Origin of the sequence: Stappia stellulata DSM 5886 (assembly GCF_000423705.1) — a bacterium.
Lineage (GTDB): Bacteria > Pseudomonadota > Alphaproteobacteria > Rhizobiales > Stappiaceae > Stappia > Stappia stellulata.
The window spans coordinates 176453-202368 of sequence record NZ_AUIM01000012.1 but is presented as its reverse complement, the minus strand read 5'-3'; the positions used below and the strand labels follow the sequence as shown (position 1 = coordinate 202368).

The following is a 25916-nucleotide window of genomic DNA, read 5'->3' as shown; positions in this document are numbered from 1 at the left end:
CGCGCGACCGTGCAACGCACCCGCGTCCTAGAGCCGGTCGCGCAGCGCGAACCAGCTCATCGCCAGCACCAGGATCGGCCAGCGGAAGGCCCGCCCACCCGGAAACCGGGGCGTTGGAAGGCCTGAAAACACGTCGAAGCGCCCGGTATCGCCGAGGATCGCCTGCGCCGTGACATGGCCGCAGAACCCCGCCATGGCGACGCCGTGGCCGGAAAAGCCGGCCGCGACATAGACCCCGGGCTGTGTGCGTTGCAGGCAGGGCATGCGCGTCTGGGTGACGCCGAGCGTCCCGCCCCAGGCGTGCGACACCGGCGCATCGGCAAGCTGCGGATAGACGTTCTTCAGGTGATTGCGCACGAAGGCGCGGACATCCGGCGGAAAGCCGCGCCGGTAGGTCTCGCCGCCGCCGAAGAGCAGGCGCCGGTCCTGGGTCAGCCGCCAGTAGTAGACGACGAAGCGGCTGTCGGAAACGGCCTCGCGTCCGGGGATCAGGGCATCGGCCGCGGCCTGCGACAGGGGCTCGGTGGTGAGAATGTAATTGTTGATCGGCATGATGCGGGCGTCGCTGTCGCGGTCGAGCCCCGACACATAACCGTTGCCGGCGAGGAGCACCGAGCCGGCATCGACCGATCCGTGGGTGGTTTCCACCAGAACCCGGCCGCCGCGCGGTGTGACGCGCGTGACCTTCGTCGCCTCGTGGACAACGCCGCCTGCGGTTTCCACCGCATCGGCCAGCCCCTGCGCCAGCTTCAGTGTGTGCAGGTGTCCAGCGCCCGCGTCGCGCACGCCGCCGAAATAGGACGACGTGCCGATGGCGGCGGCAAGCTCGTCGCGCGACAGCACCGAGAGCTTGTCGTAGCCATAGTCTCTTGCAAGCTTCTCGGCATAGGCGCGCTCGTCGTCGACAAACCCCTTCTTGTGGGCCGCCTCGATCAGCCCGGGCATCCATTCGCAGTCGATTGAGTACCGTCCGGCACGCGCGTGCAGCAGCGCCTTGGCCTCTTCCGCCATCTCCCAGAGACGCCGCGCGGTCGACAGGCCGTAGGCGCTTTCCAGATGGTCCTGATCTTGCCGCTGGCCGCTGTGAAGCTGGCCGCCGTTGCGCCCGCTCGCCCCCCAGCCGACCCGGTTCTGCTCCAGGAGGACGACCGAACGCCCGGCCTCCGCCAGCGTCAGCGCCGCATTGAGGCCGGTGAAGCCGGCCCCGATGACGGCGACATCGGCCTGAACGGGGTCCGCCAATGCCGGACGAGCCGAACGTTCCGGCGCGGTCGCGGCATAGTAGGACGGCGCATGAGCCTCGGTGATGTCGGTCATGGTGCGCGGGTCTTTCAGGCGGCGATGCGGCCGTCGCGCTTCAGCGCGGCATAGGTCTCGTCCAGCGTCTTGTGCGCGCGGGCGACCAGATCGTCGGCCTCTTCATGGGTGAGCACCAGCGGCGGCGAGATGATCATGCTGTCGCGGGTCGCGCGCATGACGAGGCCGTTGTCGAACGACAGGTCGCGGCACAGGTTGCCGACGGCACCGACATCCGGGAACGCGCGGCTGCGGTCGCCCTTCGCCGGCACCAGTTCCAGGGCGCCGATCAGACCGACCATGCGCGCATCGCCGACCAGCGGATGGTCTCCGAGCGTCTTCCAGCGCGCCTGCAGATAGGGGCCGATGTCGTCGGCGACCCGCTCCACCAGCTTTTCGCGCTGCATGATCTCGAGATTCGCAAGCGCTGCCGCGCAGCAGGCGGGATGGCCGGAGTAGGTGTAGCCGTGGTTGAAATCGCCGGCGGTGTTGACGAAGGCATCGCCGACACGGTCGGAGACCATCACACCGCCGATCGGAAGATAACCGGACGACAGGCCCTTGGCGATCGACATGAGATCCGGCTCGAAGCCGTAATACTGCGAGCCGAACCAGGTGCCGAGACGCCCGAAGCCGCAGATCACCTCGTCGGCGACCAGCAGGATGTCGCGTTCCTTGCAGATGCGCGCCACTTCCGGCCAATAGGTGTCCGGCGGGATGATGACACCGCCCGCGCCCTGGATCGGCTCCGCGATGAAGGCGGCAATCTTGTCGGCGCCGGCGGCATCGATCTCGCGCTCCAGCTCGCGCGCGGCCCACAGGCCGAATTCGTCCGCCGACATGTCGCCGCCTTCGCCGAACCAGTAGGGCTGCGCGATGTGGCGCACGCCGGGCACGGGCAGGTCGCCCTGCTCGTGCATGCCCTTCATGCCGCCGAGGCTGGTGCCCGCGAGCGTCGAGCCGTGGTAGCCGTTCCAGCGCCCGATGATGATCTTCTTCTCCGGCTTGCCCATCCGGTCCCAATAGGTGCGCACCATGCGAAACACCGTGTCGTTCGCCTCCGATCCCGAAGAGGTGAAGAACACACGGTTGAACTGCGGCGGCGACAGCTCTGCGAGCTTTTCCGACAACGCAATCACGGGCGGATGGCTGGTCTTGAAGAAGGTGTTGTAATAATCGAGCTCGCGCATCTGCTGGCTGACCGCATCGGCGATCTCGTCGCGCCCGTGGCCCACCTGGCAGCACCAAAGGCCCGCCATGCCGTCGAGATAACGGTTGCCGTCGCTGTCCGTCAGCCAGACCCCCTTGGCCCCGGTGACGATGCGCACCCCTTCCGCATTCAGCGACTTGGTGTCGCTGAAGGGGTGGATGTGATGCGCGGCATCGCGCGCCTGCAGCTCGCGGGTCGGATAAAGGTTGGAGGCCCCGGTCATGGCGTGATGTCTCCCGAATGTGGCGCGCCTCTCGCGGACGCGCTGCGAGTGAGTATCTATGCGCCTGCCCGTGGCGAAACAGGCGCGTATGGGGGTGTGTGGGGAACGCGTCCCGTCCGCTCAGACGTTGAGCAGCAGGTACTCGCGTTCCCAGGGGCTGATCACCGACATGAAGGTCTCGAACTCCTCCTGCTTGATCGCCCGGTAGGTCGCGACGAATTTCTCGCCGAACAGATCCTGCAATTCCTCGCATTCGCCGAACTTCGCCACCGCCTCCAGCAGGCCGCGCGGCAGCGCGTGCATCGTGTCGCTGGAATCGCCGGTGCGCGGCTCGTCCGGCGTCAGCTTCTGCTTGATGCCGAGATAGCCGCAGGCAAGAGAGGCGGCAATCGCCAGATAGGGGTTGGCATCCGACGACGGCACGCGGTTTTCCAGCCGCCGGGCTTCCGGTTTGGAATTGGGAACCCGCAGGCCGACCGTGCGGTTGTCGTAGCCCCAGAAGACGTTCACGGGTGCCGTGGAATCGCGCGTGTAACGGCGATAGGAATTCACATAGGGCGCCATGATGCACGTCACCGCCGGCAGATAGGCCTGATGGCCGGCGATGAAGGACAGGAATTCCCGGCTCGCCTCGCCGTTGTCCATCGAGAAGATGTTCTTGCCGGTCTTCGCATCCACCACCGACTGATGGATATGCATCGACGAGCCGGGCTGGTTCGACATCGGCTTGGCCATGAAGGTGGCATACATGTTGTGACGCAGCGCCGACTCGCGAATGGTGCGCTTGAACAGGAACACCTGGTCGGCCAGCTCCAGCGGATGGCCGTGGCGCAGGTTGATCTCCATCTGCGCGGCGCCCTCCTCGTGGATCAGCGTGTCGATCTCCAGCCCCTGGGCCTCCGACAGGTCGTAGATGTCGTCGATCAGGTCGTCGAACTCGTTGAGGGCGGAGATCGAATAGGACTGCCGCCCCACTTCCGGACGCCCGGAGCGGCCCGTCGGCGGTTCCAGCGGATAGTCCGGATCGGTGTTCGGCTTGACCAGATAAAATTCCATTTCCGGCGCGACCATCGGCGCCCAGCCCTCGTCTTCATAGAGCTGCAGCACGCGCTTCAGCACGTTGCGCGGCGCGGTTTCCACCGGAATGCCGTCGCGGGTGTAGGCGTCGTGAATGAGCTGCGCCGTCGGGTCGGTTTCCCACGGCACGGTGGTCAGCGTCGAATAATCGGCCCGGAAGAACAGGTCCCCGTCCGTCGGATTGTGCTGGAAGCGGTCGTCATCCGGGGGATAGTCGCCGGAAATCGTCTGCGCGAAGATCGAGGAGGGCATGGTCATCACCGGACCGGAGAAGAACTTCTCCGTCGGCATCATCTTGCCCCGCGCGACCCCGGCGAGATCGGGCACGATACACTCGATGTCCTCGATGCCCCGCTCGATGAGCCAGGTGTTCGCCTCCTCCAGAGAGGCAACGCCGCGCAGGCTCTCGATCTTCGGCTGAGGTTTCTTTTTCTTGCTCACGGTTTCACCTGCTTTCCTCGCACGGCGGCCGGGTGTCCCGCGCCGCACGCCCCGGCGCCGACTGCGCGGCAAGCCAGGGCCCTCCAATTTGTGATCACATTTGCCCGAATGTCAATCCGGAGCTCCCCGCTACGCGTCCTGCAGCCCCTCGCCTGAACTGCGGTCGAGCAGCTCCATGCCGCAGCGGATGTCGGCGGCGACGGCATCGCGCAGCCCCCTCGCGTCGCGGCCGCGCACCGCGTCGATCGCCTCCTTGTGGTGATCGTCGAGCGCCGCCGTGCCGACCCGCCCGTAGACCGTGCGCATGAAGGGGGCGAACTGCAACCAGAGACTTTCCACAAGCGGCATCAGAACCTGCGATCCGGCCGCCCGGTAGATATGGAAATGAAAGGCGAAATTCTCCTGCATGTAGGTTTCCGCGTCGCCGCCGGAGAGACTTTCGTCGACCCGGTCGTCGATTTTGCGCAGCTCCACGGCGTCGGATGCATCAAGGTTTTCAGCCGCGACCAGCGCCAGTTCGGGTTCCAGCAGAAGCCGTGCGGTCAGGATCTCCGACAAGCGTTGCGGTGTCATTTGCGGCACCTGGATGCGGCCGTTGCTGCGGATTTCCAGTGCGTTTCCGGCCGAAAGCGCCCGCACCGCCTCGCGCACCGGCATGGGGCTGACCCCCAGCTCCTGCGCCAGCCCGCGCAAGGTGACCGAATGGCCCGGCACGAAACGCCCGGACAGGAGACCGGCGCGCAGGCTTTGCTCCACTTCGTCGCGAACGGACCGGCGCGGCGCCGGCGCCGGCGCCACCACATCGCTCGACGGTGCGGCATGCTGGGAAGGGGAAACGGGCATCGCGGTCGCGGTCCTCCGAACGGGCTTGCTTGACAGGGTCGTCTCTACGTGATCACATTTTTACCCAATCGGCAATTGTCGTGGCCGCGACGGCCCGACCTCCTGGAGGATTTCATGCTTCACACGTCCCGTTCCGCCTGGGCGCGTCCGGACACTGGCGATGCCTGGCAGGAGGAGCTTGCGCGCTTCGAGGCCGAGCATCCCGATCTGGACACGCTGGAAGTGATCCTGCCGGACAGCAACGGCGTGCTCAGGGGCAAGTGGCTGCCTGGCAGCGCGCTGCGCAAGGTGTTCGAGAACGGCGTTGCGCTGCCCTTCTCGCTCTTCGGGCTGGATGTCTGGGGTCGCGAGGTCGAGGAAACCGGCATGCACATCGAGACCGGCGACAAGGACGGCGTGTGCTGGCCCGTGCCCGGCACGCTGCGTTCCGTGCCCTGGGCGGCGCGGCCGACGGCGCAGGTGCTTTTGTCCATGCACGACCGCGACGGCGGCGCCTTCCTGTGCGATCCGCGCCATGTATTGGCGCGCATGACAAACCTGCTCGGCACCCATGGCCTGACCGCCACCGCCGCCTTCGAGCTGGAATTCTACCTGTTCGAGGATCAGGACGACGGCGACTGGAGCGGCGCGCCGCAGCCGGTGTTTTCGACCCACCTCGGCCCGGCGCGCCAGAACATGTATGCGCTCTCCGACCTTGAGGCTTTCATGCCGCTGGTCGACGAGATCCGCCGATCCGCCGACGCGCAGGACATTCCCGCCGACGCGGCCGTGTCGGAAGCCGCACCCGGGCAGTTCGAGCTCAACCTTCACTATCGCCGCGATCCGCTGCGCGCCGCCGATGATGCGGTGCTGTTGCGCCGGCTGGTCGCGGGCGTGGCGCGCAAGCACAATCTGAAAGCCTCCTTCATGGCCAAGCCCTTCGTGGAATGGCCCGGAAACGGCATGCATGTGCATTGCTCGCTGGAAGACGGCAACGGCAACGTCTTCGCCAATCCCGACACTGGCGAGACGCGGCTCGGCTATGCCATCAAGGGCCTGCTCGACACGATGCCGGAGGCACATCTGCTGTTCGTCTCCACCTTCAACGGCTTCCGGCGCATGCAGCCCGGATCCTATGCGCCGACGTCGATTTGCTGGGGCCACGACAACCGTTCGGTGGCGCTCCGCGTGCCCGCGGGCACGCCGGAATCGGCGCGCGTCGAGCACCGGATCGCCGGTGCCGACGCCAACCCCTATCTCGTCCTCACCGGCGTTCTGGCCGGCATGATGGAGGGCGTTCTTGGCGAAGTGCCGCCGCCCCCGCCCGTCGACGGCAACGCCTATGAGAAGACGGCGCCCCGGCTCACGCCCTGGATGGACGAGGCGATCGACGCCTTCGAGGCATCGGAGAAGATGAAGAAAGCGGTGGGCGAGGAGATGCACAAGGTGCTTACCGACATCAAGCGTCACGAGCTCTTCGCATTCGGGCGCGAAATATCGACGCTGGAGCGCCAGACGTATCTTTGACGGGCGGTGCCGTTTCGCGACGGCAAACGCAAGGGGGAAGTTGTTGGCGAAACGGTGAATTCCACGGCATGCCCGCCGCCACCCCTTGAGGCGGCGGGCGAAATGCTTCTAGGCTGCCGGCGGGGCATGTCCGCCCGCGGATGGCCGGTCCGCAGAACAAGACGGCCGCAAAGACCGGCGCGCGGACACCAAACAGAGCGGAACGCCCAGGGCCGGAAACCGGCTCACGGGCCAAACGGAGGTGAACGGGATGAAGAAGCTTTTCTTGACGGGGGTGGCGCTCGCAAGCGCCCTGGCGATCGGCACGGCGTCGGCGCAGGAGCGCACCGTGCGTGTGTTCAACTGGTCGGACTATATCGACGAATCCATCCTGAAGGATTTCACCAAGGAAACCGGGATCAAGGTTGTTTACGACGTCTTCGACAGCAACGAGATGCTTGAGACGAAGCTGCTCGCCGGCGGCACCGGCTACGACGTCGTCGTGCCGACGGGCACCTTCCTCGGCCGCCAGATCCAGGCCGGCGTCTTCCAGAAGCTCGACAAGTCGAAGCTGGAGAACCACGACAATCTCTGGCCGCAGATCATGCAGCGCATCGAGAAGTTCGACCCGGGCAACGAATATGCCATCAACTACATGTGGGGCACCACCGGCCTCGGCTACAACGTCGAGAAGATCAAGGAACGCATGCCCGACGCGCCGGTCGACAGCTGGGACATGATCTTCGATCCCGAGGTCGTCTCGAAGTTCGCCGATTGCGGCGTGCACATGCTCGACACGGCCGACGAGATCTTTCCGGCCGCGCTCAATTACCTCGGCCTCGACCCGGACAGCGACAATCCGGAAGACTTCAAGAAGGCCACGGAACTCCTGATGAAGGTGCGCCCCTACATCCAGAAGTTCCATTCCTCCGAGTACATCAATGCGCTCGCCAATGGCGACATCTGTCTGGCGATCGGCTGGTCGGGCGACGTGCTTCAGGCCCGCGACCGCGCCGCGGAGGCCGACAACGGCGTGACCGTCAACTATGCCATCCCCAAGGAAGGGGCGATGATGTGGTTCGACAACATGGCGATCCCCGCCGATGCGCCGCACACCGAGGAAGCGCATGTCTTCCTCGACTACATCATGCGCCCCGACGTGGTTGCCAAGGCGACGAACTACGTATTCTACGCCAATGGCAACAAGGCGAGCCAGGAATTCGTCGACACGGAAGTGCTCGAGGATCCGGCGATCTATCCGAGCGAGGAGACGGTCGACAACCTCTTCTCCACCACCACCAAGTCGCCGCGCGCCATGCGGGCCCGCACCCGGGAGTGGACAAAGGTCAAGACCGGACAGTGAGTGTGTGCGGGAGGCCCGGACCACGGGCCTCCCGACGACGTCCGCTGGTGGTTCTATTGCGACATTTGCCTCCCCTTGGGGCACCCTCGCAGCAAATGTCGGGATCAAAAGAACCACCAGATAAATACATGGCTTTCGTGGAGCCGTTGAATTTGACATTTGAGCGGGAGCCTCGCCACCAACGGGGTTCAAATGTCAAATTCGCTCCACTCGGGAGGGGTTGAGCTTGGCCAAGAAACCGATCGGACCGATCCGCCGCGACTTCGCACCCTGGGACGATCCCCAGGCCCGGCCCTATATCGAATTCCGCAACGTCACCAAGAAATTCGGCGACTTCACCGCCGTCGACAACCTCAGCCTGAAGATCCACGAGCGCGAGTTCTTCGCCCTTCTCGGTGGCTCGGGCTGCGGCAAGACCACGATGATGCGCATGCTCGCCGGTTTCGAGACCCCCAACGCGGGCGAGATCTTTCTCGACGGGCAGAACCTGGCCGGCGTCCCGCCGCATCGGCGCCCGGTCAACATGATGTTCCAGTCCTATGCGCTGTTTCCGCATATGAGCGTGGAGGCGAACGTCGCCTTCGGCCTCAAGCAGGAAGGCATGCCGAGAGCCGAGATCGCCGGCCGTGTCGAGGAAATGCTCTCGCTCGTCAAGCTCCAGGACTTCGCCAAACGCAAGCCGCACCAGCTTTCCGGCGGCCAGCGCCAGCGCGTGGCGCTGGCCCGCTCGCTCGCCAAGAAACCGAAGGTGCTGCTCCTCGACGAACCGCTCGGCGCGCTCGACCGCAAGCTGCGCGAGGAAACACAGTTCGAACTCACCGACCTGCAACAGGACCTCGGCATGACCTTCGTGATCGTCACCCACGATCAGGAAGAGGCCATGACCATGGCCGACCGCATCGCGGTGATGGATAAGGGCCGGATCGTGCAGATCGCGACGCCCTCGGAGATCTACGAGGTGCCGAACTCGCGTTTCGTCGCGGATTTCATCGGCGATATCAACCTCATGGAATGCAAGGTCGTGGCGCGCAACGGCGAAATGACGAAGCTGCACGCGCCGCTGTTCGATTGCGCCATCGAGGTTGCGCAATCGGTCGAGGCCGGCATCGGCGAGACGGTGTGGTTCGCGATCCGCCCGGAAAAGGTGCGGATTTCCTTCGATGAACCGGAGGGTCCTGCAAACCGGCTCACCGGCGAGGTCTGGGACATCGGCTATCTCGGCGATGTCTCGATCTACCACACGCATATCGCCGAGGAGGAAACGGTGCGCGCGACGGTCGCCAACCGCTCGCGCGTGGTGGAACGCCCGATGAGCTGGGAGGACAAGGTCTGGCTCTCCTGGGACCGCGACGCCGGCGTCGTTCTGACCCGATGACCCGCACCATGGCGACGTCCGGCGCATTTTCGAACGAAGGGACCGGCAGATGACAAGCGTGGACAGGACGTCAGTCGCAACCACCGCAGCCGGCAGCGACATTCCGCGCCCGCCCCGTCGAAGGCGCAGCGCCGGCGGGTGGCTCCTGATCGCCCTTCCCTACGCCTGGCTGATCGTCTTCTTCCTCGCGCCCTTCTTCATCGTCTTCAAGATTTCCCTGTCGGAAATCGCCGTCGCGATCCCGCCCTATCTTCCGACCATCGACCTGGCTGAGGGCTGGTCCAACGTGGTGGACGCGGTCGGGGCGTTTTCCCTGGAAAACTACATCTGGCTGACCCAGGACGACCTCTACTGGAAATCCTATCTCTCCAGCGTGAAGATCGCCGCGACCTCGACGCTGATCACGCTGATCATCGGCTATCCGATCGCCTACGGCATGGCGCGCGCGCCCAGGGAATGGCGCGCGACCCTGCTGATGCTGGTGATCCTTCCGTTCTGGACGAGCTTCCTGATCCGCGTCTACGCCTGGATCGGTATCCTGAAGAACGAGGGCCTGCTGAACCAGGCGCTGCTGTGGATCGGCGTGATCGACCAACCGCTGACGATCCTCAACACCAATATCGCCGTCTACATCGGCATCGTCTATTCGTACCTGCCGTTCCTGGTTCTGCCGCTTTACGCCAACCTGGAAAAACTCGACATCAGCCTGCTGGAAGCGGCAGGCGACCTGGGCTGTCCGCCGTGGCGCACCTTCTGGACCATCACCGTCCCGCTCTCCATGCCCGGCATCATCGCGGGATGCTTCCTCGTCTTCATTCCCGCCGTCGGCGAGTTCGTCATTCCCGACCTGCTCGGCGGCTCGGACACGCTGATGATCGGCAAGACCCTGTGGACGGAATTCTTCACCAATCGCGACTGGCCGGTCTCCTCCGCTGTTGCCGTGATCCTGCTGCTCATTCTGGTGGTGCCGATCGTGCTGTTCCAGAACCAGCAGCAAAAGGCCATGGAGAAGAGCCAATGAGCGGCAACGCGACACCCGGAGGGCCGCGCTGATGCGCAAGGGGGCAAGCTGGTTCAACGTGACGTCGCTGGTGCTCGGATTCGCCTTCCTGTACCTGCCGATCGTCCTTCTGGTGATCTATTCGTTCAACGAATCCCGACTGGTCACGGTCTGGGGCGGCTTTTCCACCAAGTGGTATGTAGAACTGCTCTCCAACCAGCAGCTCCTCGACGCCGCCTGGGTGACGGTGCGTGTGGCCTTCTTCTCCGCGACGCTTGCCACGGCGCTCGGCACGCTCGCCGCCATCGTGCTGGCACGCTCCGGCCGCTTTGTCGGGCGAACCCTGTTTTCGGGCATGGTCTACGCACCGCTGGTCATGCCGGAGGTGATCCTCGGCCTGTCGCTGCTGTTGCTCTTCGTCGCCGTCGACCAGGCCCGCGGCTTCTGGACCATCATGATCGCGCATACGACCTTTGCCATGTGCTACGTCGCCGTGGTGGTGCAGTCGCGGCTCGCCGGCTTCGACCGGGCGCTGGAGGAAGCGGCCCAGGATCTGGGGTGCCCGCCACTGCGCACCTTCTTCTCCGTGACACTGCCGATCATCCTGCCCGGCGTCATCGCCGGATGGATGCTGGCCTTCACCCTCTCGCTCGACGATCTGGTGATCGCAAGTTTCACCACGGGGCCGGAAGCCACCACCCTGCCGATGAAGATCTATTCGCAGGTACGCCTTGGCGTGACACCGGAAATCAATGCGGTCTGTACCATTTTGGTCGGGCTGGTGACGGTGATCGTCGTCACCGCCTCAATCGTCACCAAGCGCCAGGAAGTGCTGAAGGAACGCGACATGCGCCAGGCCGAGGCACAGGCCTGAGGGACGGCCCGGGCCTAGCCGCGCGGCGGCCGGAACAGGTAGACCACCAGCCAGACAGGCACAACGATCAGCGAACCGAGAATGATGTTCGGCAAAGCCCACCGGTAGGTCCGCACGGCGAAATCGGCGATGTCCTGCGGTGTGAGGCCGGCTTGCGCCAGAAGATCCTGCGCGGACACGTCGAATTCGGCCAGCACCGCGCCGGTCAGGAGCGAGGCAAGCCCGATCTTCAACAGTGTCGACAGCATTCGCAGCAAGAAATCCGCCCCCGGCCCTTGAGCTTACAGCTCTTTCATACACGAGCCGGCGGGCCACGCGAAGCCATGCCGTCAACCGGACGACGGGCCATTCCCTAGCGGTCCGGCGGGCCCTTCAGACCGGTCATGTCGGGCAGAAGGCGCGGGGCCATGAGCGTGCCGCGCACAAGGACCGGCATCGTCTTCGCCGGCGGCGCGGTCGCGTCTGCCGGGTCGTCTCGGCGCTGGCCGACCGATCCACGCAGCGCAACCCCGCTGTCGGCACGTGCGATCCGGCCCGAAAGGACCAGCCGGTGACGGGGTGTTCGCGCATCGAATTCGCTCACACGCAAGGCTTCGGCATCCAGCTCGAGCCGCGCGGCAACCGTATCGAAACGTGACACGCTGCCGGCCTCCTGCGCGGTCTCGCCCGCGAGAAGGCTGTCCATCGTCCTATCGAGATCGCCGCCTTGGATCTCGATGTCTTTCGCATCCGCGGCAATGGCCGCGCGATAGCTCCGGGCAAGATGCGCCAGCGTCGCGCCGCGGGCGGTCACGTCCATGCGGACGCGCACCCTGCCGGCCGCGAACTGCGGGCCGTCTTCGGGCAGGGCGACTTCCGCGAGGGCCAGATCCTCGCCGATGAGCATCGCGCTCGCGGCATAGCCGCTTTCCGTCTCGGGCCGGGCCCGCACGGTCAGCGTCCCCGTTCCGCCGGCCACTTGCGTCTCGCTCAGGTTGACCGACAGGTCACCGTCGCGCAGCAACAGCGACACGGCACTCGGACCGGTTTCCAGCTCTCCCGCGACCAGACGCGCGGTCGAGAGACGCAAATCGATATCCATGCGCGACAACAGCCGATAGAGCGGCACGCGGTGCCAGTCCGGCCCCGGCGCGTCCGGGTCCGGCGCGACGCCCTGGACTTCCGGCAGATAGGCGGACAGATCGAGCCGCTCGAAGGCCAGCGTGCCTTCGAGCCGGGGGTGCTCGTGGCCGTCGTACAACGCCAGGCGCCCCTCGCCGGAATTGCCGTCGAGCTCGACCCGCGCCGTATCGAGTTCGAGCGCGGAGAGCGAGGCGGATCCGGTTCCCGACACGCGCGCGACCCCGAGGGCGGCGTCACCGACCGGCGCATGACCGAACCGCTCCAGCAGGCCGCGCAGATCGCTTGTGGACAGGTCGAAACTTCCCGAGAGGTGCGACGCGCCGCCCTTGCCCGCCATGGCATCGACGCGCAGCGTGGCCAGCGACGAGGCAAGACTTGCGACCACGCTGCCGGCACCCTGCCCGGCAAGCACCGCGGTGTCTGCCAGCGCCAGGGAGGCCTCGACCCGCTGGTCGGCGAACAGGAAGGCGCCACGAACACTCGCGCCGTCTCCGTCCGAGGCAAGCCGCAGCGCGATCTCGCGCAAGAGCGGGTCGCTTGCCTCGCCGATTCGCAAAACGCCATTCGAAACGGTGAGCGGATGACGCAAGATACGTTGCAACGCGCGACCGGCCGCCATCGCCGCCTGGGGGCGCGCTTCCGACGGCACAGCGATGCGGATTTGCGGGTTTTCAATGACGAGCGAGGCAAGACGGGTGGTTCCGCCCAGAAGCGCGGACAGATCGAGGCGCGCCCTCAGGCTCGCATCCGTCAGGCTCCAGCCCTCTCCCCGCAGGCTGACGTCGTCGAGCGCAAGACTGAGACGCGGCAAAACAGCCACCCGCGGCGGTGCGCCGACACGCACCTGCGCGCCGAACCAGGCGGAAAGCTCCGCTTCTATACGCGCACGCGCAGCGTCTGTGGAAATCAGAAACGCCGGGGCGCTGACCAGGACCGCACCCAGCACAAGCACCGCAGCGAGTGACGCGAGAAGACGTTTCATGTCCTGATCCGATTGTGCCGGCGGGGGGCGAGCGTCGAGCGCGCTGCACGACCCCTGGTGCGGGAATAGGCTCTATCGTGCGATGATTCAAGGCGAAAGCCGCGTCGACGGCGTCCGGAACCGGACGGTCTGCGCTTGGCGCTTGAGGTGCGCGGCCTCTGGCGTTATCACAAGCCCCTGACGAGCGGTTCATGTTGGGACGAACGCCCGGCATTCATCCGATGCAAGGAGATCCCTATGAATAAGATCTACCCCGACGCGGCTTCCGCGCTTGAGGGCGTAACTTTCGACGGAATGACGATCATGGCCGGCGGTTTCGGCCTGTGCGGCATTCCCGAGAACCTGATTGTCGCGCTGCGGGACAATGGCGCGAAGGAAATCACCGCGATCTCCAACAACGCCGGCGTCGACGACTTCGGCCTCGGGCTTCTCCTGCAGACCCGTCAGATCAAGAAGATGATCTCCTCCTACGTCGGCGAGAATGCAACATTCGAGCGCCAGTACCTGAACGGAGAGCTCGAGCTGGAGTTCAACCCGCAGGGCACTCTGGCGGAGCGTTGCCGCGCCGGCGGCGCCGGCATCCCCGGTTTCTACACCAAGACCGGTGTCGGCACGCTGATTGCCGAAGGCAAGGAACACAAGGACTTCAACGGCGAGACCTACATCCTTGAGACCGGCCTGGTTGCCGACCTCTCGCTGATCAAGGCCTGGAAGGCGGACAAGGAAGGCAACCTCGTCTTCCGCAAGACCGCCCGCAACTTCAATCCCGAGATGGCCACCGCCGGCAAGATCACGGTCGTGGAGGTCGAGGAAGTCGTCGAGATCGGCGAACTCAACCCCGACCACATCGACACGCCGGGCATTTTCGTTGACCGCATCATCGTGGGCACCCACGAGAAGCGCATCGAAAAGCGCACCGTGCGCTCAGCCTGAGAAAACGAAGGAGAACAGACATGGCCTGGACTCGCGATGACATGGCTCGGCGCGCGGCGCAGGAGCTGGAAGACGGCTTCTACGTGAACCTCGGCATCGGCATTCCGACGCTGGTGTCCAACTATATTCCCGAGGGCGTCCACGTGACGCTCCAGTCGGAAAACGGCATGCTCGGCATGGGCCCGTTCCCGACCGAGGACGAGATCGACCCCGACCTGATCAACGCCGGCAAGCAGACGATCACCGAGCTGCCCCAGACGAGCTTCTTCTCGTCCGCCGACAGCTTCGCGATGATCCGGGGCGGCCACATCGACATGGCCATTCTCGGCGCCATGGAAGTGTCGGAGACCGGCGATCTGGCGAACTGGATGATCCCGGGCAAGATGGTCAAGGGCATGGGCGGCGCGATGGATCTGGTCGCCGGCGTCAAGCGCGTTGTGGTGATCATGGATCACACCTCCAAGGCCGGCGATCCCAAGCTGCTGCCGGAATGCACCCTGCCGCTGACCGGCGTGAAATGCGTCAACCGCATCATCACCAACTTCGGTGTCTTCGACGTCACCGACGACGGCCTGGACGTGGTTGAACTGGCTCCCGACGTCACCATCGAGGACGTGCTCGCCAACACCAAGGCGAAGGTCAAGGTTCCCGCCTGAGGCGGCACCCGACAGTCTTGTATCGACGACAGACGGCCGGGCGCAACGCGTGCCCGGCCGTTTTCTGTTGTACGGCGATCACGTCGTGAAACCTTCCGCCGCCGATGCACGTTTCCTTAACCGCTCGAGGACGATTGTTCCCATTGTCGCGGGAGCGGCACAGGACCGAAAGAATGCGCCATGGGACAGGTTCTCCTTGTTGAAGACACGCCGTTCTTCGAACGGGTGATCAAGCGCCAGCTCAGCACGTCCGCAGGGCTCGACGTGATCTCGGTGCCAACGCGCGCCGACGCGGAACGGGTGATCGCGGATCCGGCGATCACCCTGGATGTCGCCCTTGTCGACCTGACGCTTCCCGATGCGCCAGACGGCGAAATCGTCGACGTCACCATGGCGGCCTGTCTGCCGACCATCGTGTTCTCCGGCCGGTTCGACGAGCGGCTGCGCGACACCCTGCTCGCCAAGGGCGTGGTCGACTATATCCTGAAGGACAATGCCTCCAGCCTTGCCTATGTCACCACACTGGTGCAGCGCGTCTACGCCAACCGCAGGATCGATGCGCTGGTGGTGGACGACAGCCGCGTCGACCTGGAGATCGTGGCGCGGCGGCTCAGGCTCTACCAGCTCAACGTCCACACGGCGGTCGATCACACGGCCGCGCTCGCACTGATCGACACGCTTCCCAATCTCCGGCTGGTGGTGCTCGACTACCTCATGCCGAGCACCGACGGTTTTGACCTGCTGCGCAACCTGCGGGCCCGTTACGGCATGCATGAACTTGCCGTGATCGGCCTGTCGGGACAGGCGGGACCGGAGATCATCGCCCGCTTCCTCAAGTCCGGAGCCAACGACTTTCTGCCGAAGTCATGCACTCCGGAAGAATTCATGCTCCGGATCTCGCAAAACCTCGACACGCTCGACCGGATCCAGGCGCTGGCCGACATGGCCCACCGCGATGCGCTCACCGGCCTCTCCAACCGGCGTCACCTGTTTTCCCAGGGGCGCGGGATCTTCGACGCGGCCCGCCACAGGGGCGCTGGCGCGCGGGTGGCCTCCATCGATATCGACCGCTTCAAGAGTGTGAACGACACCCATGGCCACGAGGCCGGCGACGCCCTGATCAAGGCCTTCGGGCGCGCGCTTGCCGACTGCTGCCCGCCGCAAGCATTCCCCGCCCGTCTGGGAGGAGACGAATTCTGCGTCATCCTGCCCGACCTGGCTCCTGACGCCTGCGCCCGCTTCCTGGACGATCTGCGCCTGCGCATGCGCGCCCTGACAAGCTCCGACGGATCGCTGTGCAGGATCGGAACCGTCACCTTGAGCATCGGCCTCGACGACGGCGGCGCGGAGACACTGGAAGATGCCCTTCATGCCGCCGATATCCAGCTTTATGCGGCCAAATCCGCCGGCCGGGACCGCGTCGTCGCCTCATAGGCGCCACGGCGTCCGCTACACCCGCGAGTGCTCCTCGGCCATTTCGATGACCTCGCTGTTCTTCACCGTTTCCAGAACGGCGAAGGAATGCGTCTGCATGACATTCGGCAGCTTGCTGATCTCCTCGCCAAGCAAGGCCCGAAAATGGGCGATGTCGCGTGTGCGAACCTGAAGCAGATAGTCGAATGATCCGGCGATCATCATGCAGGTCTGGATTTCCGGGATGCGCTTCACCGCCTCGTTGAAGTCGTCCAGCGAGGTGTCGACGGTCTGCATCATGTTCACCTGGACGATCGTGACGTGGTTCATGTTGACCTCGACCGGATCGAGCTTTGCACTGTAACCGCTGATCACGCCGGAGTTTTCCAGGCGCCGGACCCGCTGGGCACAGGGCGTTTTCGTAAGTCCCACCCGGTCTGCCAGTTCAACGATGGAAAGCCGTCCATCCCGTTGAAGCTCGTCCAGTATGCGCCGGTCGATGGAATCCAAAAGCCTAGCCATTTAGCCTTATTGCCTATTTATTCCTGATTTTTAGGTTATTTTCCTTAATACAGCCTAATAAAAGGCACATCAACCAGTCTTTTTTCCTATAATGAATCGCCAAGGTTGCAAGAGACGCGGACTCCAACCGCGCCCGCACCTTTGCTTTGAACTGACCATCGGGGAACCCTGTATTCAGGAGGAAGAAATGGGAATGAAACTGTTGATCGGCCTGGACGGCCACGGATCGGGCGAGCGCGCAATGGCGCATGCCCAGGTACTTGCGAAGCAGATCGGGGACTGCGAACTCGTTGCCGCCTACGTCATCGAGTGGTCGCCCTACTCGTTCCAGACCCAGGAGGAAAACGCCGAGCGCCACAAGCGGCGCGAAGAGGAACTCTCCACCGCGACAAGCAGGATCATCGACCCGGCCGTAAAAAGCCTTCGCGATGCCGGATTTGCGGCCAGCGGCATCGTTCGTCACGGCGACGTGGCGGAGACGCTGAACACGCTCGCGGAGGAACAGGGCGCCGACCAGATCATCGTCGGGCGGTCCTCCGAGGGCGGCTTCACCAGGCGCATCTTCGGAAGCGCGACATCGAACCTGGTGATGAGCGCCAGCGTGCCCGTCACCGTCGTGGTCTGAGGTGAAGTCATGAAGAATTTCAGCAAGCTCCTTCTCGCCCAGGCTGCCGCTTTCGGCCTGTCCGCTCCCGCCCTTGCCCAGGAGGCAATGTCGATCGACCAGCAGGTCAATCAAACCTTCGCGGCCGTTACCGGGCCCTTCGTCAATTTCATTTTCGCTCCTTTTCCCGGAACCGCCTTTCCCTGGATCGTGCTGTGGCTCGTCGTCGCGGCCTCGGTGTTCACCGTCTATTTCGGGCTGGTCCAGTTCCGCTTCTTCGGCCATGCCATCGCGCTGGTGAAGGGCGATTATTCCGACCCGAAGGACGCGGGCGAGGTCAGCCACTTCCAGGCCCTGGCCACCGCCTTGTCGGGCACCGTCGGGCTCGGCAACATCGCGGGCGTCGCGGTTGCCGTGGGCATCGGCGGACCGGGCGCCACTTTCTGGATGATCCTCGCGGGCCTCATGGGAATGGCCTCGAAGTTCACCGAATGCACGCTCGGCGTGAAGTATCGCAACGAGTATCCCGACGGCACCGTCTCCGGCGGACCGATGTATTACATGTCGAAAGGGTTCACGGAACTCGGCCTTCCCGGCGGCAAGTTTCTCGCCGTCATGTTTTCCGTGTTCTGCATCCTGGGTGCGCTTGGCGGCGGCAACATGTTCCAGGCCAACCAGGCGCATGCCCAGATCGCCGGCATCGTCGGCGACTATCCAGGCTGGATCACGGGCATCGTGTTCGCCGCCATCGTCTTCGCGGTGATCGTCGGCGGCATCAAGTCGATTGCCCGGGTGACGGAAAAGGTCGTCCCCTTCATGGGCATTCTCTATGTCGGCGCGGCGCTGATCATCCTGCTCGTCAACTACGACAAGATCGGCTGGGCCTTTGGCCAGATTTTCGCTGGCGCCTTCACGGGTCTCGGCGTCGCCGGCGGGCTTGTCGGCGCCCTGATCCAGGGCTTCAAGCGGGCCGCCTTCTCCAATGAAGCCGGCGTCGGCTCGGCAGCCATCGCGCATTCCGCCGTTCGCACCAAAGAGCCGATCACGGAAGGCTTCGTGTCCTTGCTGGAACCGCTGATCGACACGGTGGTGATCTGCACGATGACCGCCCTGGTCATCACCATTTCGGGCCAGTTGATCACCGATCCGGCAACGGGGCAGTTCATCCTCAATGAGGCCGGCGGCTCGATCAAGACGATCGGCGACACCTCGGGCGTCGCACTGACCTCCGCCGCCTTCGGGTCGACGATTTCGTGGTTCCCCTATGTCCTGGCGCTCGCGGTGGTGCTCTTCGCCTTCTCGACCATGATTTCCTGGTCCTACTACGGCCTGAAGGCCTGGACCTATCTGTTCGGGGAAGGAAAGACGACCGAGTTGATATTCAAGGTGATCTTCTGCATCTTCATCGTCATCGGCGCCGCCGCCAGCCTCGGCCCTGTGATCGACTTCTCCGATGCGGCGATCTTCTCCATGGCCGTGGTGAACATCTTCGCGATTTACTTCCTGATGAAGATTGTCAAGAAGGAGCTGAATTCCTACAGCACCCGGCTCGCCAACGGCGAAATCCGCAAGTTCAAGAAGTAAGACACGGGGCAAGGCGCGTCAGCGTGCCTTGCCCTTTTCTCCCGCGCTCAGATACAGCGCCCGCCATCGACCTCCAGTGCCACGCCGGTGATGAAATCCGCGTCGTCCGAGGCGAGCCACAACGCGGCATTGGCGATATCGCGCGGCTGCGCCAGACGCCCCAACGGAATGCTGGCGACGAATTGCGCCCGCTTTTCCGGCGTGTCCTCTCCCAGGAACATCGGCAGCATGCCGGTCTCCCCCGCGACCGGGCAGAGCGCATTGACGCGGATGTTGTCGGGAGCAAGCTCGACGGCCATGGATTTGGTCGCGGTGATCGCCCAGCCCTTGGACGCATTGTACCAGACAAGCCCCGGACGCGGCCTCAGGCCCGCCGTCGAGGCTGTGTTGAGGATCACGCCGCCGCCGCGCGCCTTCAGCATCGGCACCGCCGCCTGGGTCGCCAGATAAATCGCCTTGGCATTGACCGCGAAGACCCTGTCGAAAGTGTCCTCGTCGACCTCCATCAACGAGCCGTTGCAGTGGGTGCAGCCGGCGTTGTTTACGAGAACATCCAGCCCGCCGAAGCGCTCCTGCGCGGCCCGGCACATTGCCTCGACGTCCGCGCGCCTGCCCACATCCGCGGTCACGGCATGGGCGCTCGCGCCGATCTCGCCGGCGACGCGCGCGGCCGTTTCGCCGTTCACGTCGGCGACAATCACCGAAGCCCCCTCGCCGGCGTAGAGCTTCGCGATGCCCTCGCCGAAACCCGACCCCGCGCCGGTGACGATCGCCACCTTGCCCGCAAGACGTCCACCCATGTTTTCGCTCCCGATTTCTGCCGCGCCTCGAGGGTCGGCCGGTTATCCGTGATTGAACACGACGGTCTTGAGGGCCGAGAACTCGTAGAGCGCCTCGAATCCCTTCTCCCGACCGTGGCCGGATTTCTTGACGCCGCCGAAGGGCAGTTCAACCCCGCCGCCCGCGCCATAGCCATTGACGAAGACCTGCCCGGCCCGGACCGCGCGCGCCACCCGCATTGCCCGCGCGCCATCGCCGGTCCACACACCGGCGACCAGGCCGTAGTCCGTGCCGTTGGCGATCTCGATGGCCTCGGCCTCGTCGTTGAAGGGAATGACCGCGAGCACGGGACCGAAGACCTCTTCGCGCGCCAGACGTGCATCGCGCGGCACCGGGCCATAGACGCGGGCCGGCTGATAGAAGCCCCCCGCCGGGCTGTCCGGCATGATCGCGCCTTCCGCGATCAGCGGGATGTCCGACGCCTCCGCCTCTTCGGCAAAGCCTTCGACACGCCGCGCCTGCGCCTCGTTGATCAAGGGCCCGAGGTCGAGGTCGGCGTCATGCGGACCGCTGACCAGCGCACGGAACCGGTGACGCAATTCCTCCACGACCGCCTCGAAATGCGCGGCCTCCACCAGAAGACGGCTGCCGGCGGAACAGGTCTGGCCGCAATTCTGGACGATTGCGTTCAGGATCACCGGCAGGGCGGCGTCGAGATCGGCGTCGCCAAAGAGGATCTGCGGCGACTTGCCGCCAAGCTCCAGCGTGCAGCCGATATGGTTCTTGGCCGCCGCCGTCTGGATCAGCGTGCCGACGTCGGGCGAGCCGGTGAAGGTGAGAAAATCGACGCCCGGGTGATTGGCAAGCGAAGCGCCCGCCTCCTCGCCATAGCCCGGCACCACATTCCACACGCCGGCGGGCAGGCCCGCCTCGAGCGCGAGTTCGGCGATCCGCAGAACGGAAAGACAGGCGTCCTCGGCCGGCTTCATCACCAGCGTGTTGCCCATGGCAAGGGCCGCACCCGCGACCCGCGCCATGATCTGCGCCGGATAGTTCCACGGCACAATGGAGCCGACCACGCCATGCGGCTCACGCAGCGTGATGGCCATGAAGCCGGTCTGGGCGGGCAACGTGTCGCCGGCGACCTTGTCTGCCGCCCCGCCGTAGAATTCGAAATAGCGCGCGGCATTGACGATATCTGCCCGCCCCTGCCGCAGCGGCTTGCCGGTGTCGCGCGATTCCAGCGCCGCCAGTTCGTCGAGATGCGCAAGCACCAGCCCGGACAGCCGGGTGAGGATGCGCCCGCGCTCCACCGCCGGCATCCTGCCCCAGTCGTCGCCCGCCAAGGCAGAGCGCGCGGCAACCACCGCGCGCCCCACGTCGCCGGCATCGCAACGCGGGATGCTGGCGAATGCCTCTCCGGTGCTCGGGGCGATCACGTCGATGCGCCGGCCACCGGTCGCCTCTCCGGCGACGCCGTCGATCACGGCCTGGAAACGCCTGATTTCGCTGGACAAAGCCGCCCTCCCGTTTGTCATACGAATACCGTCTTGCGCGGACGGTAGCCGATGGCAACAGCCCCCGCAATCCGAATGGGCGCCTCGGGCGGCCGCGTGCCCGTCCCGCCCTTCCCGAGGAAGTGATACGGCTTTGACTTGATCCCCGCCCCCGTGACCGCCAATTGCTTGGCGATCAGAAGGAGATTTCCATGACAACGACATCTGCGACGCGCGCTGCAAGCGGACTGATCGGCGCGCTCTTCCTGGCAACGGCCGTGACGGCCGCCATGCCGACCCCCGCGGCTGCGGCGGATGAACAGACGGCGATTTTCGCCGGCGGCTGCTTCTGGTGCGTGGAATCCGATTTCGACAAGATCCCGGGCGTCCTGCAAACGGTCTCCGGCTACACCGGCGGCACGCTCGACAATCCCACATACGAGGCGGTGACGAAGGGCGGTACGGGCCACTACGAGGCCGTGCGCATCACCTTCGACGCGGACACGGTGAGCTATGCGGAGCTGGTGGCCGCGCTGTTTCGCAGCGTCGATCCGACCGATGCGGGCGGGCAGTTCTGCGACCGCGGCCCCTCCTACCGCACGGCGATCTTCGCCACGGACGACGACCAGCGCCGGGTCGCGGAACGGGCGAAGGCGCAAGCCGCCGACAGGCTCGACACGGAGATCGTGACACCGGTTCTCGACGCCGCGACCTTCTATCCGGCCGAAGCCTATCATCAGGATTTCTACGAAAAGAGCCCCACGCGCTACACCTATTACCGCTGGTCGTGCGGTCGCGACGAGACGGTGAAGCGGGTGTGGGGCAAGGACGCCTTCAAGGGCATTCCCGGCAAGGGGTGAGGTCTCGCGCCCGGCGGCCCCGGTCGAGCCGAGACGCTCAGCGGCCTCCGAGCTTCTCGTAGATCTTGCGGCCCGGACGGCCGGTCTGCGGCATGCCGAAGCGGGCCTCGGCCTGCTTGATGCCGGCGCGCGTCGCCGGACCGACACGCCCGTCCGCCTCGCCGATGTCGTAGCCGGCACGCAGCAAGAGTTCCTGCAGCCTGAGACGCTCGGCCCGCGACAGGCCGGTGTCCGACGTCGGCCAGGGCGTCGTGAAGGGCCCTGCGCCGCGCAGGCGGTCGGCGAGATGCGAGATCGCCAGCGCGTAGCTTTCCGCGACATTGTAGGAATAGATCGCGTCGAAATTCTTGAAGACGAGAAAGGCCGGACCGGTTTTGCCGGCCGGAAGCAGGAGACCGGCGCGCGCTTCGCCCGCGATCTTGCCGCCGTCGAGATGGGTGATCCCGCGCTTGCCCCAGGTGGTGACGGTCGCGCGGGTCTTGCGTCCGGACGGCCCCTTGTAGCCTTTCGGAAGGCGCACCTCGTAGCCCCAGGGCATGCCGGTCACCCAGCCCGCCTTCTTGAGATAATTCGCCGTCGAAGCGAGAGCATCGGGAACGGAATTCACCAGATCGCGCCGGCCGTCGCCGTCATGGTCGACCGCAAGCCGGCGGTAGGTGGAGGGCATGAACTGGGTCTGGCCGAAGGCGCCCGCCCAGGAACCTTGCAGGTCCTTGAGCTTGACGTCGCCCCGGTCGACAATTTTGAGGATCTCGACCAGCTCGGAGCGGAAATACTTCGCACGCCGACCGTTGCAGGCGACATTGGCAAGCGCATGAGGCACATGGAAATCGCCGCGAAACTGGCCGTAATCGCTTTCCACCCCCCAGACCGCGAGCACGATATAGCGGTCGACGCCGTAGGATTTTTCCACCCCCGCCAGCGTCTTGCGATGACGGGCGAGCATCTTCTTGCCGTCGGCGATGCGTTCCTCGTCGACCAGGAAAGCGAGATAGTCCCAGATCGGGGTCTTGTATTCCGGCTGGCTGCGGGAAAAGCGGACCGCCTTTTCGTCGTAGGCGACGCCCGACAGCGCGCGGTCGGCGGTCGCCCGGCTGACACCGGCCTTGATCGCCTGCGCACGGATGTTGGCGACGCAGGCGTCCAGAGACGCAGCTTGGGCGGCAGGCGCGAGGACCGCCATGCCGGCGGCAAGGACCGCCACCGCGACCCCGGCCCGCACTCTCTTTCCTGTCCACTCAAACCGCATCGCCAACCTCCCAACCGCTTGCCCGCAACCCAATGATGGCGGCGACATCGTGTCAGGAGAATGGCGAGATGCCAGGTTGCCGGTCCTGTCAGACCTTCAGGCTGAGCTTTCCGAAGTTTCCGCCGGTGTAAAGCAGGTTGAGCGTCTCGGCAAAGGCGTCGACCCCGCCCTCGCGCACATCCTCACGCAGCTTCAGCTTGCCCTCCTTCACCCAGGCACCGAGGTCGGCAAGCGCGACCGCATTGTCGCGCGCGAAGTCGAAGACGATGAGACCCTGCATCTTGAGGCGCTGGGTGAGCACATAGCGCAGGTTTTCCGGTCCCGGCGGCACCGAGGTCGCCGTGTAGGCCGAGATCAGCCCGCAGACCGCAATGCGTCCGAAGACATTCATGCGCGGCAGGATGGCGTCGAGGATCTCGCCGCCGACGTTTTCGAAATCGACGTCGATGCCGTCCGGGCAAGCCTTGTCGAGCTGCGCGCCAAGATCGCCCGCCTTGTAATCGACCGCCGCATCGAATCCGTCGACCTCGATCAGCGCCCGGCATTTTTCCGGGCCACCCGCGATACCGACCGCGCGGCAGCCCTTGAGCTTGGCGATCTGGCCGACGAGCGAGCCGACCGCACCCGACGCGGCCGAGACCACCACCGTGTCGCCAGCCTTGGCCTCGCCGACGCGCAACAGCCCGAAGTAGGCCGTCAGCCCCGGCATGCCGAGACCGCCGATCCAGCTTTGCAGCGGCGCGATATCCGTGTCGACACGCTGCACGCCGCGCCCGTCGGAGATCGCGTGCGTCTGCACGCCGAAGAGACCGACAACCTTGTCGCCGACGCGAAACTCGGGATGATTGGAGGCCTCCACAGTGCCGGCGGAAAAGGCGCGCATGACATCGCCGAGCGCGACCGGCGGCACGTAGGACTTGCCTTCGTTCACCCAGCCGCGCATGGCCGGGTCGAGCGAAACATATTCGGCACGCAGGCGAAACTCTCCCTCGCCCGGCTCGGTAATCGGCTCGTCCCGGACCTCGAAACAATCCGGACTGACAAGGCCCGGTGCAGGGCGTTTGACCAGACGCACGGTACGGTTCATCGACATGGAAAAATCCTCGGATTTGCGGAGAAATCGCCGGGAGGCGGCCGAAAGGCCGCACCGGCACGTTACGTCAAGGTTACGCAAAAAGCCCGGGACGGCGCAACAGCCGAACCTGAATGAGCGCAACGGTCTCGGCGTCCCGACCGCTTGCGTCCTTCGTTTCGAAAACAGTCCGGATCAGCGGAAGTTCCAGCACCGCGAACGCCCGCCCTCATGCGCAAGCGCGCCGGGGCCGTGAGCCGGGAACAAGCAGAGTGACCGCCGCACGCCGGTACCGGCATGCGCAGTTGGCAAGCCGCAAGCACGACCGGTCGCGCCGGATCGAAAGGGAGCTTGGCACCCCCATCATCACATGCCTGTTGGTCGCGCGACATTCGGGGGGTGATGCGGTCGGCGCAGCGTTGCTCCACCTCTCCCCCCGCGGTGGCCGGGAAAGCCGTCGCACGGGGCGCGCGCGTCCTGCATGCGCACGCGCGCCTCGTCTTTCGACGTTTTCCTGTCGTTCACGCGCAACCCGTCGGCGCGCCCCTCACGAGCGTTCAACCGACGAAGGCGCGCTCGATGACGAATTCGGCGGGCTTGTTGTTGGCGCCCTCGGTGAGGCCACGCGCTTCCAGCAACGCCTTGGTGTCCTTGAGCATGGCCATGGAGCCGCAGATCATGCCCCGATCGGTTTCGGGGTCGAGCGGGGGAAGCCCAAGCGCCTCGAACAATTCACCACTCTCAATCAGCGTGGTGATGCGCCCCATGCGATCAGACGGCTCGCGCGTGGTGGAGGTGAAGAGCCGCAGGCGCTCGGCGGCGAGCTCGCCGATCAGCGGATCTTCCTTGGCCGCCGCCACCGTGTCGATGGAATAGGCAAGCTCCGCCTTGAAGCGGCAGGAATGGGTGACGATGACCTCGTCGAACTTGTCGTAGGTCTCCGGATCGCGAATGAGGCTTGCGAAAGGCGCAAAGCCCGTTCCGGTGGAGAACATGTAAAGCCGTTTGCCGGTGATCAGCGCATCGTTGACGAGCGTTCCCGTCGGCTTCTTCTTCATGAGCACCTTGTCGCCGACGCTGATCTTGGCGAGATGTTCGGTCAGCGGACCGTCCGGCACCTTGATGGAGAAGAACTCGAGTTCCTCGTCCCAGGAAGGCGAGGCGATGGAATAGGCGCGATAGATCGGCTTTTCGCCGACCATCAGCCCGATCATGACGAATTCGCCCGAGCGAAAGCGGAAGCTCGCCGGCCGCGTCATGCGAAAGCGGAACAGGTCGTCGGTGTAATGCTGGACCTCGGTCACGGTCTCGGCCGTTGCGCCGGCGGGAACGACATCCGCCGCGGTACCGGAAAGATCGACCACATTCATGCCATGCATCCTTACATCCGCAATTCACGACAGGCCTGACACGCCCGCCCGGTCAAAGTGTGCATCGCGACCGGCGTGCCGGATAC

The 25916-nt window shown here is 65.1% G+C and carries 23 protein-coding genes; 11 read left to right on the top strand and 12 right to left on the bottom strand.

Annotated features, from left to right (window positions below):
- Window positions 1-27: 27 nt before the first annotated feature.
- The 4 genes from G572_RS0110685 to G572_RS0110670 form a co-directional block, all read right to left on the bottom strand.
- Window positions 28-1317, bottom strand: a complete 1290-nt coding sequence (locus G572_RS0110685) for an NAD(P)/FAD-dependent oxidoreductase (protein ID WP_029058473.1) — start codon at window positions 1315-1317, stop codon at window positions 28-30.
- A 14-nt stretch (window positions 1318-1331) separates the two neighbouring features.
- Window positions 1332-2729, bottom strand: coding sequence for an aspartate aminotransferase family protein (locus tag G572_RS0110680; protein ID WP_029058472.1), 1398 nt, complete (start codon window positions 2727-2729; stop codon window positions 1332-1334).
- A 120-nt stretch (window positions 2730-2849) separates the two neighbouring features.
- A complete protein-coding gene (locus G572_RS0110675; protein WP_029058471.1) occupies window positions 2850-4247 on the bottom strand; it encodes a glutamine synthetase family protein in 1398 nt (465 codons plus the stop codon).
- Between the two features lie 129 nt (window positions 4248-4376).
- Window positions 4377-5090: a GntR family transcriptional regulator gene (locus tag G572_RS0110670; RefSeq protein ID WP_084650033.1), complete on the bottom strand. Its 714-nt coding sequence runs from the start codon at window positions 5088-5090 to the stop codon at window positions 4377-4379.
- A 114-nt stretch (window positions 5091-5204) separates the two neighbouring features.
- Here G572_RS0110670 and G572_RS0110665 point away from each other — a divergent pair, with 114 nt between their 5' ends.
- The 5 genes from G572_RS0110665 (at window position 5205) to G572_RS0110645 (ending at window position 11187) form a co-directional block, all read left to right on the top strand.
- Window positions 5205-6596, top strand: a complete 1392-nt coding sequence (locus G572_RS0110665) for a glutamine synthetase family protein (RefSeq protein ID WP_029058469.1) — start codon at window positions 5205-5207, stop codon at window positions 6594-6596.
- A gap of 250 nt (window positions 6597-6846) precedes the next feature.
- On the top strand, window positions 6847-7938 hold the full coding sequence (locus G572_RS0110660) for a polyamine ABC transporter substrate-binding protein (protein ID WP_029058468.1): 1092 nt from the start codon (window positions 6847-6849) through the stop codon (window positions 7936-7938).
- Between the two features lie 226 nt (window positions 7939-8164).
- Complete coding sequence (locus G572_RS0110655) at window positions 8165-9313, top strand: ABC transporter ATP-binding protein (protein ID WP_029058467.1); 1149 nt, start codon at window positions 8165-8167, stop codon at window positions 9311-9313.
- A gap of 58 nt (window positions 9314-9371) precedes the next feature.
- Window positions 9372-10334, top strand: a complete 963-nt coding sequence (locus G572_RS0110650) for an ABC transporter permease subunit (RefSeq protein WP_425423431.1) — start codon at window positions 9372-9374, stop codon at window positions 10332-10334.
- Between the two features lie 31 nt (window positions 10335-10365).
- The gene (locus tag G572_RS0110645) at window positions 10366-11187 is read left to right on the top strand and encodes an ABC transporter permease (protein WP_029058465.1); all 822 of its coding nucleotides are present in this window, start codon (window positions 10366-10368) and stop codon (window positions 11185-11187) included.
- Between the two features lie 14 nt (window positions 11188-11201).
- Here the strand turns inward: G572_RS0110645 and G572_RS0110640 are convergent, their stop codons facing one another.
- Together G572_RS0110640 and G572_RS0110635 are read right to left on the bottom strand one after the other, a co-directional pair.
- Window positions 11202-11435 carry a DUF6460 domain-containing protein gene (locus G572_RS0110640; RefSeq protein ID WP_037546495.1) on the bottom strand — a complete coding sequence of 78 codons (234 nt, stop codon included), beginning with the start codon at window positions 11433-11435 and terminating at the stop codon, window positions 11202-11204.
- A gap of 104 nt (window positions 11436-11539) precedes the next feature.
- Window positions 11540-13291 carry an AsmA family protein gene (locus G572_RS0110635; protein ID WP_037546493.1) on the bottom strand — a complete coding sequence of 584 codons (1752 nt, stop codon included), beginning with the start codon at window positions 13289-13291 and terminating at the stop codon, window positions 11540-11542.
- Between the two features lie 237 nt (window positions 13292-13528).
- On the opposite strand from G572_RS0110635, the gene G572_RS0110630 reads away from it, so the two are divergent.
- The 3 genes from G572_RS0110630 to G572_RS0110620 all read left to right on the top strand — a co-directional run bounded on the left by G572_RS0110630 (window position 13529) and on the right by G572_RS0110620 (window position 16314).
- Window positions 13529-14224, top strand: coding sequence for a CoA transferase subunit A (locus G572_RS0110630; protein WP_029058462.1), 696 nt, complete (start codon window positions 13529-13531; stop codon window positions 14222-14224).
- A gap of 20 nt (window positions 14225-14244) precedes the next feature.
- Entirely contained in the window at window positions 14245-14880 is a 636-nt protein-coding gene (locus G572_RS0110625; protein WP_029058461.1) for a CoA transferase subunit B, read from the top strand.
- Between the two features lie 180 nt (window positions 14881-15060).
- Window positions 15061-16314: a diguanylate cyclase domain-containing protein gene (locus G572_RS0110620; RefSeq protein WP_029058460.1), complete on the top strand. Its 1254-nt coding sequence runs from the start codon at window positions 15061-15063 to the stop codon at window positions 16312-16314.
- Window positions 16315-16329: 15 nt separating this feature from the next.
- Here G572_RS0110620 and G572_RS23420 read toward each other — a convergent pair whose 3' ends face one another.
- A complete protein-coding gene (locus tag G572_RS23420) occupies window positions 16330-16815 on the bottom strand; it encodes an Lrp/AsnC family transcriptional regulator (RefSeq protein ID WP_051242170.1) in 486 nt (161 codons plus the stop codon).
- A gap of 193 nt (window positions 16816-17008) precedes the next feature.
- Here G572_RS23420 and G572_RS0110610 point away from each other — a divergent pair, with 193 nt between their 5' ends.
- On the top strand, window positions 17009-17440 hold the full coding sequence (locus G572_RS0110610) for a universal stress protein (protein ID WP_245566200.1): 432 nt from the start codon (window positions 17009-17011) through the stop codon (window positions 17438-17440).
- Window positions 17441-17449: 9 nt separating this feature from the next.
- Complete coding sequence (locus G572_RS0110605; protein WP_029058458.1) at window positions 17450-19003, top strand: alanine/glycine:cation symporter family protein; 1554 nt, start codon at window positions 17450-17452, stop codon at window positions 19001-19003.
- Window positions 19004-19050: 47 nt separating this feature from the next.
- On the opposite strand, the gene G572_RS0110600 is transcribed toward G572_RS0110605, so the two are convergent.
- Together G572_RS0110600 and G572_RS0110595 are read right to left on the bottom strand one after the other, a co-directional pair.
- Window positions 19051-19803, bottom strand: a complete 753-nt coding sequence (locus tag G572_RS0110600) for an SDR family oxidoreductase (protein ID WP_029058457.1) — start codon at window positions 19801-19803, stop codon at window positions 19051-19053.
- Window positions 19804-19845: 42 nt separating this feature from the next.
- Window positions 19846-21321 (bottom strand): aldehyde dehydrogenase family protein, encoded by a 1476-nt coding sequence (locus tag G572_RS0110595; RefSeq protein WP_029058456.1) that lies wholly within the window; start codon window positions 21319-21321, stop codon window positions 19846-19848.
- A gap of 170 nt (window positions 21322-21491) precedes the next feature.
- On the opposite strand from G572_RS0110595, the gene msrA reads away from it, so the two are divergent.
- Window positions 21492-22139 (top strand): peptide-methionine (S)-S-oxide reductase MsrA, encoded by a 648-nt coding sequence (gene msrA / locus G572_RS0110585; protein WP_029058455.1) that lies wholly within the window; start codon window positions 21492-21494, stop codon window positions 22137-22139.
- Window positions 22140-22176: 37 nt separating this feature from the next.
- Here msrA and G572_RS0110580 read toward each other — a convergent pair whose 3' ends face one another.
- The 3 genes from G572_RS0110580 to G572_RS0110565 form a co-directional block, all read right to left on the bottom strand.
- Window positions 22177-23322 carry a lytic murein transglycosylase gene (locus tag G572_RS0110580; RefSeq protein WP_037546616.1) on the bottom strand — a complete coding sequence of 382 codons (1146 nt, stop codon included), beginning with the start codon at window positions 23320-23322 and terminating at the stop codon, window positions 22177-22179.
- 154 nt (window positions 23323-23476) lie between these two features.
- Window positions 23477-24481 (bottom strand): NADP-dependent oxidoreductase, encoded by a 1005-nt coding sequence (locus G572_RS0110575; RefSeq protein ID WP_029058453.1) that lies wholly within the window; start codon window positions 24479-24481, stop codon window positions 23477-23479.
- A 536-nt stretch (window positions 24482-25017) separates the two neighbouring features.
- Complete coding sequence (locus tag G572_RS0110565) at window positions 25018-25839, bottom strand: ferredoxin--NADP reductase (protein WP_425423430.1); 822 nt, start codon at window positions 25837-25839, stop codon at window positions 25018-25020.
- Between the last annotated feature and the right edge of the window lie 77 nt (window positions 25840-25916).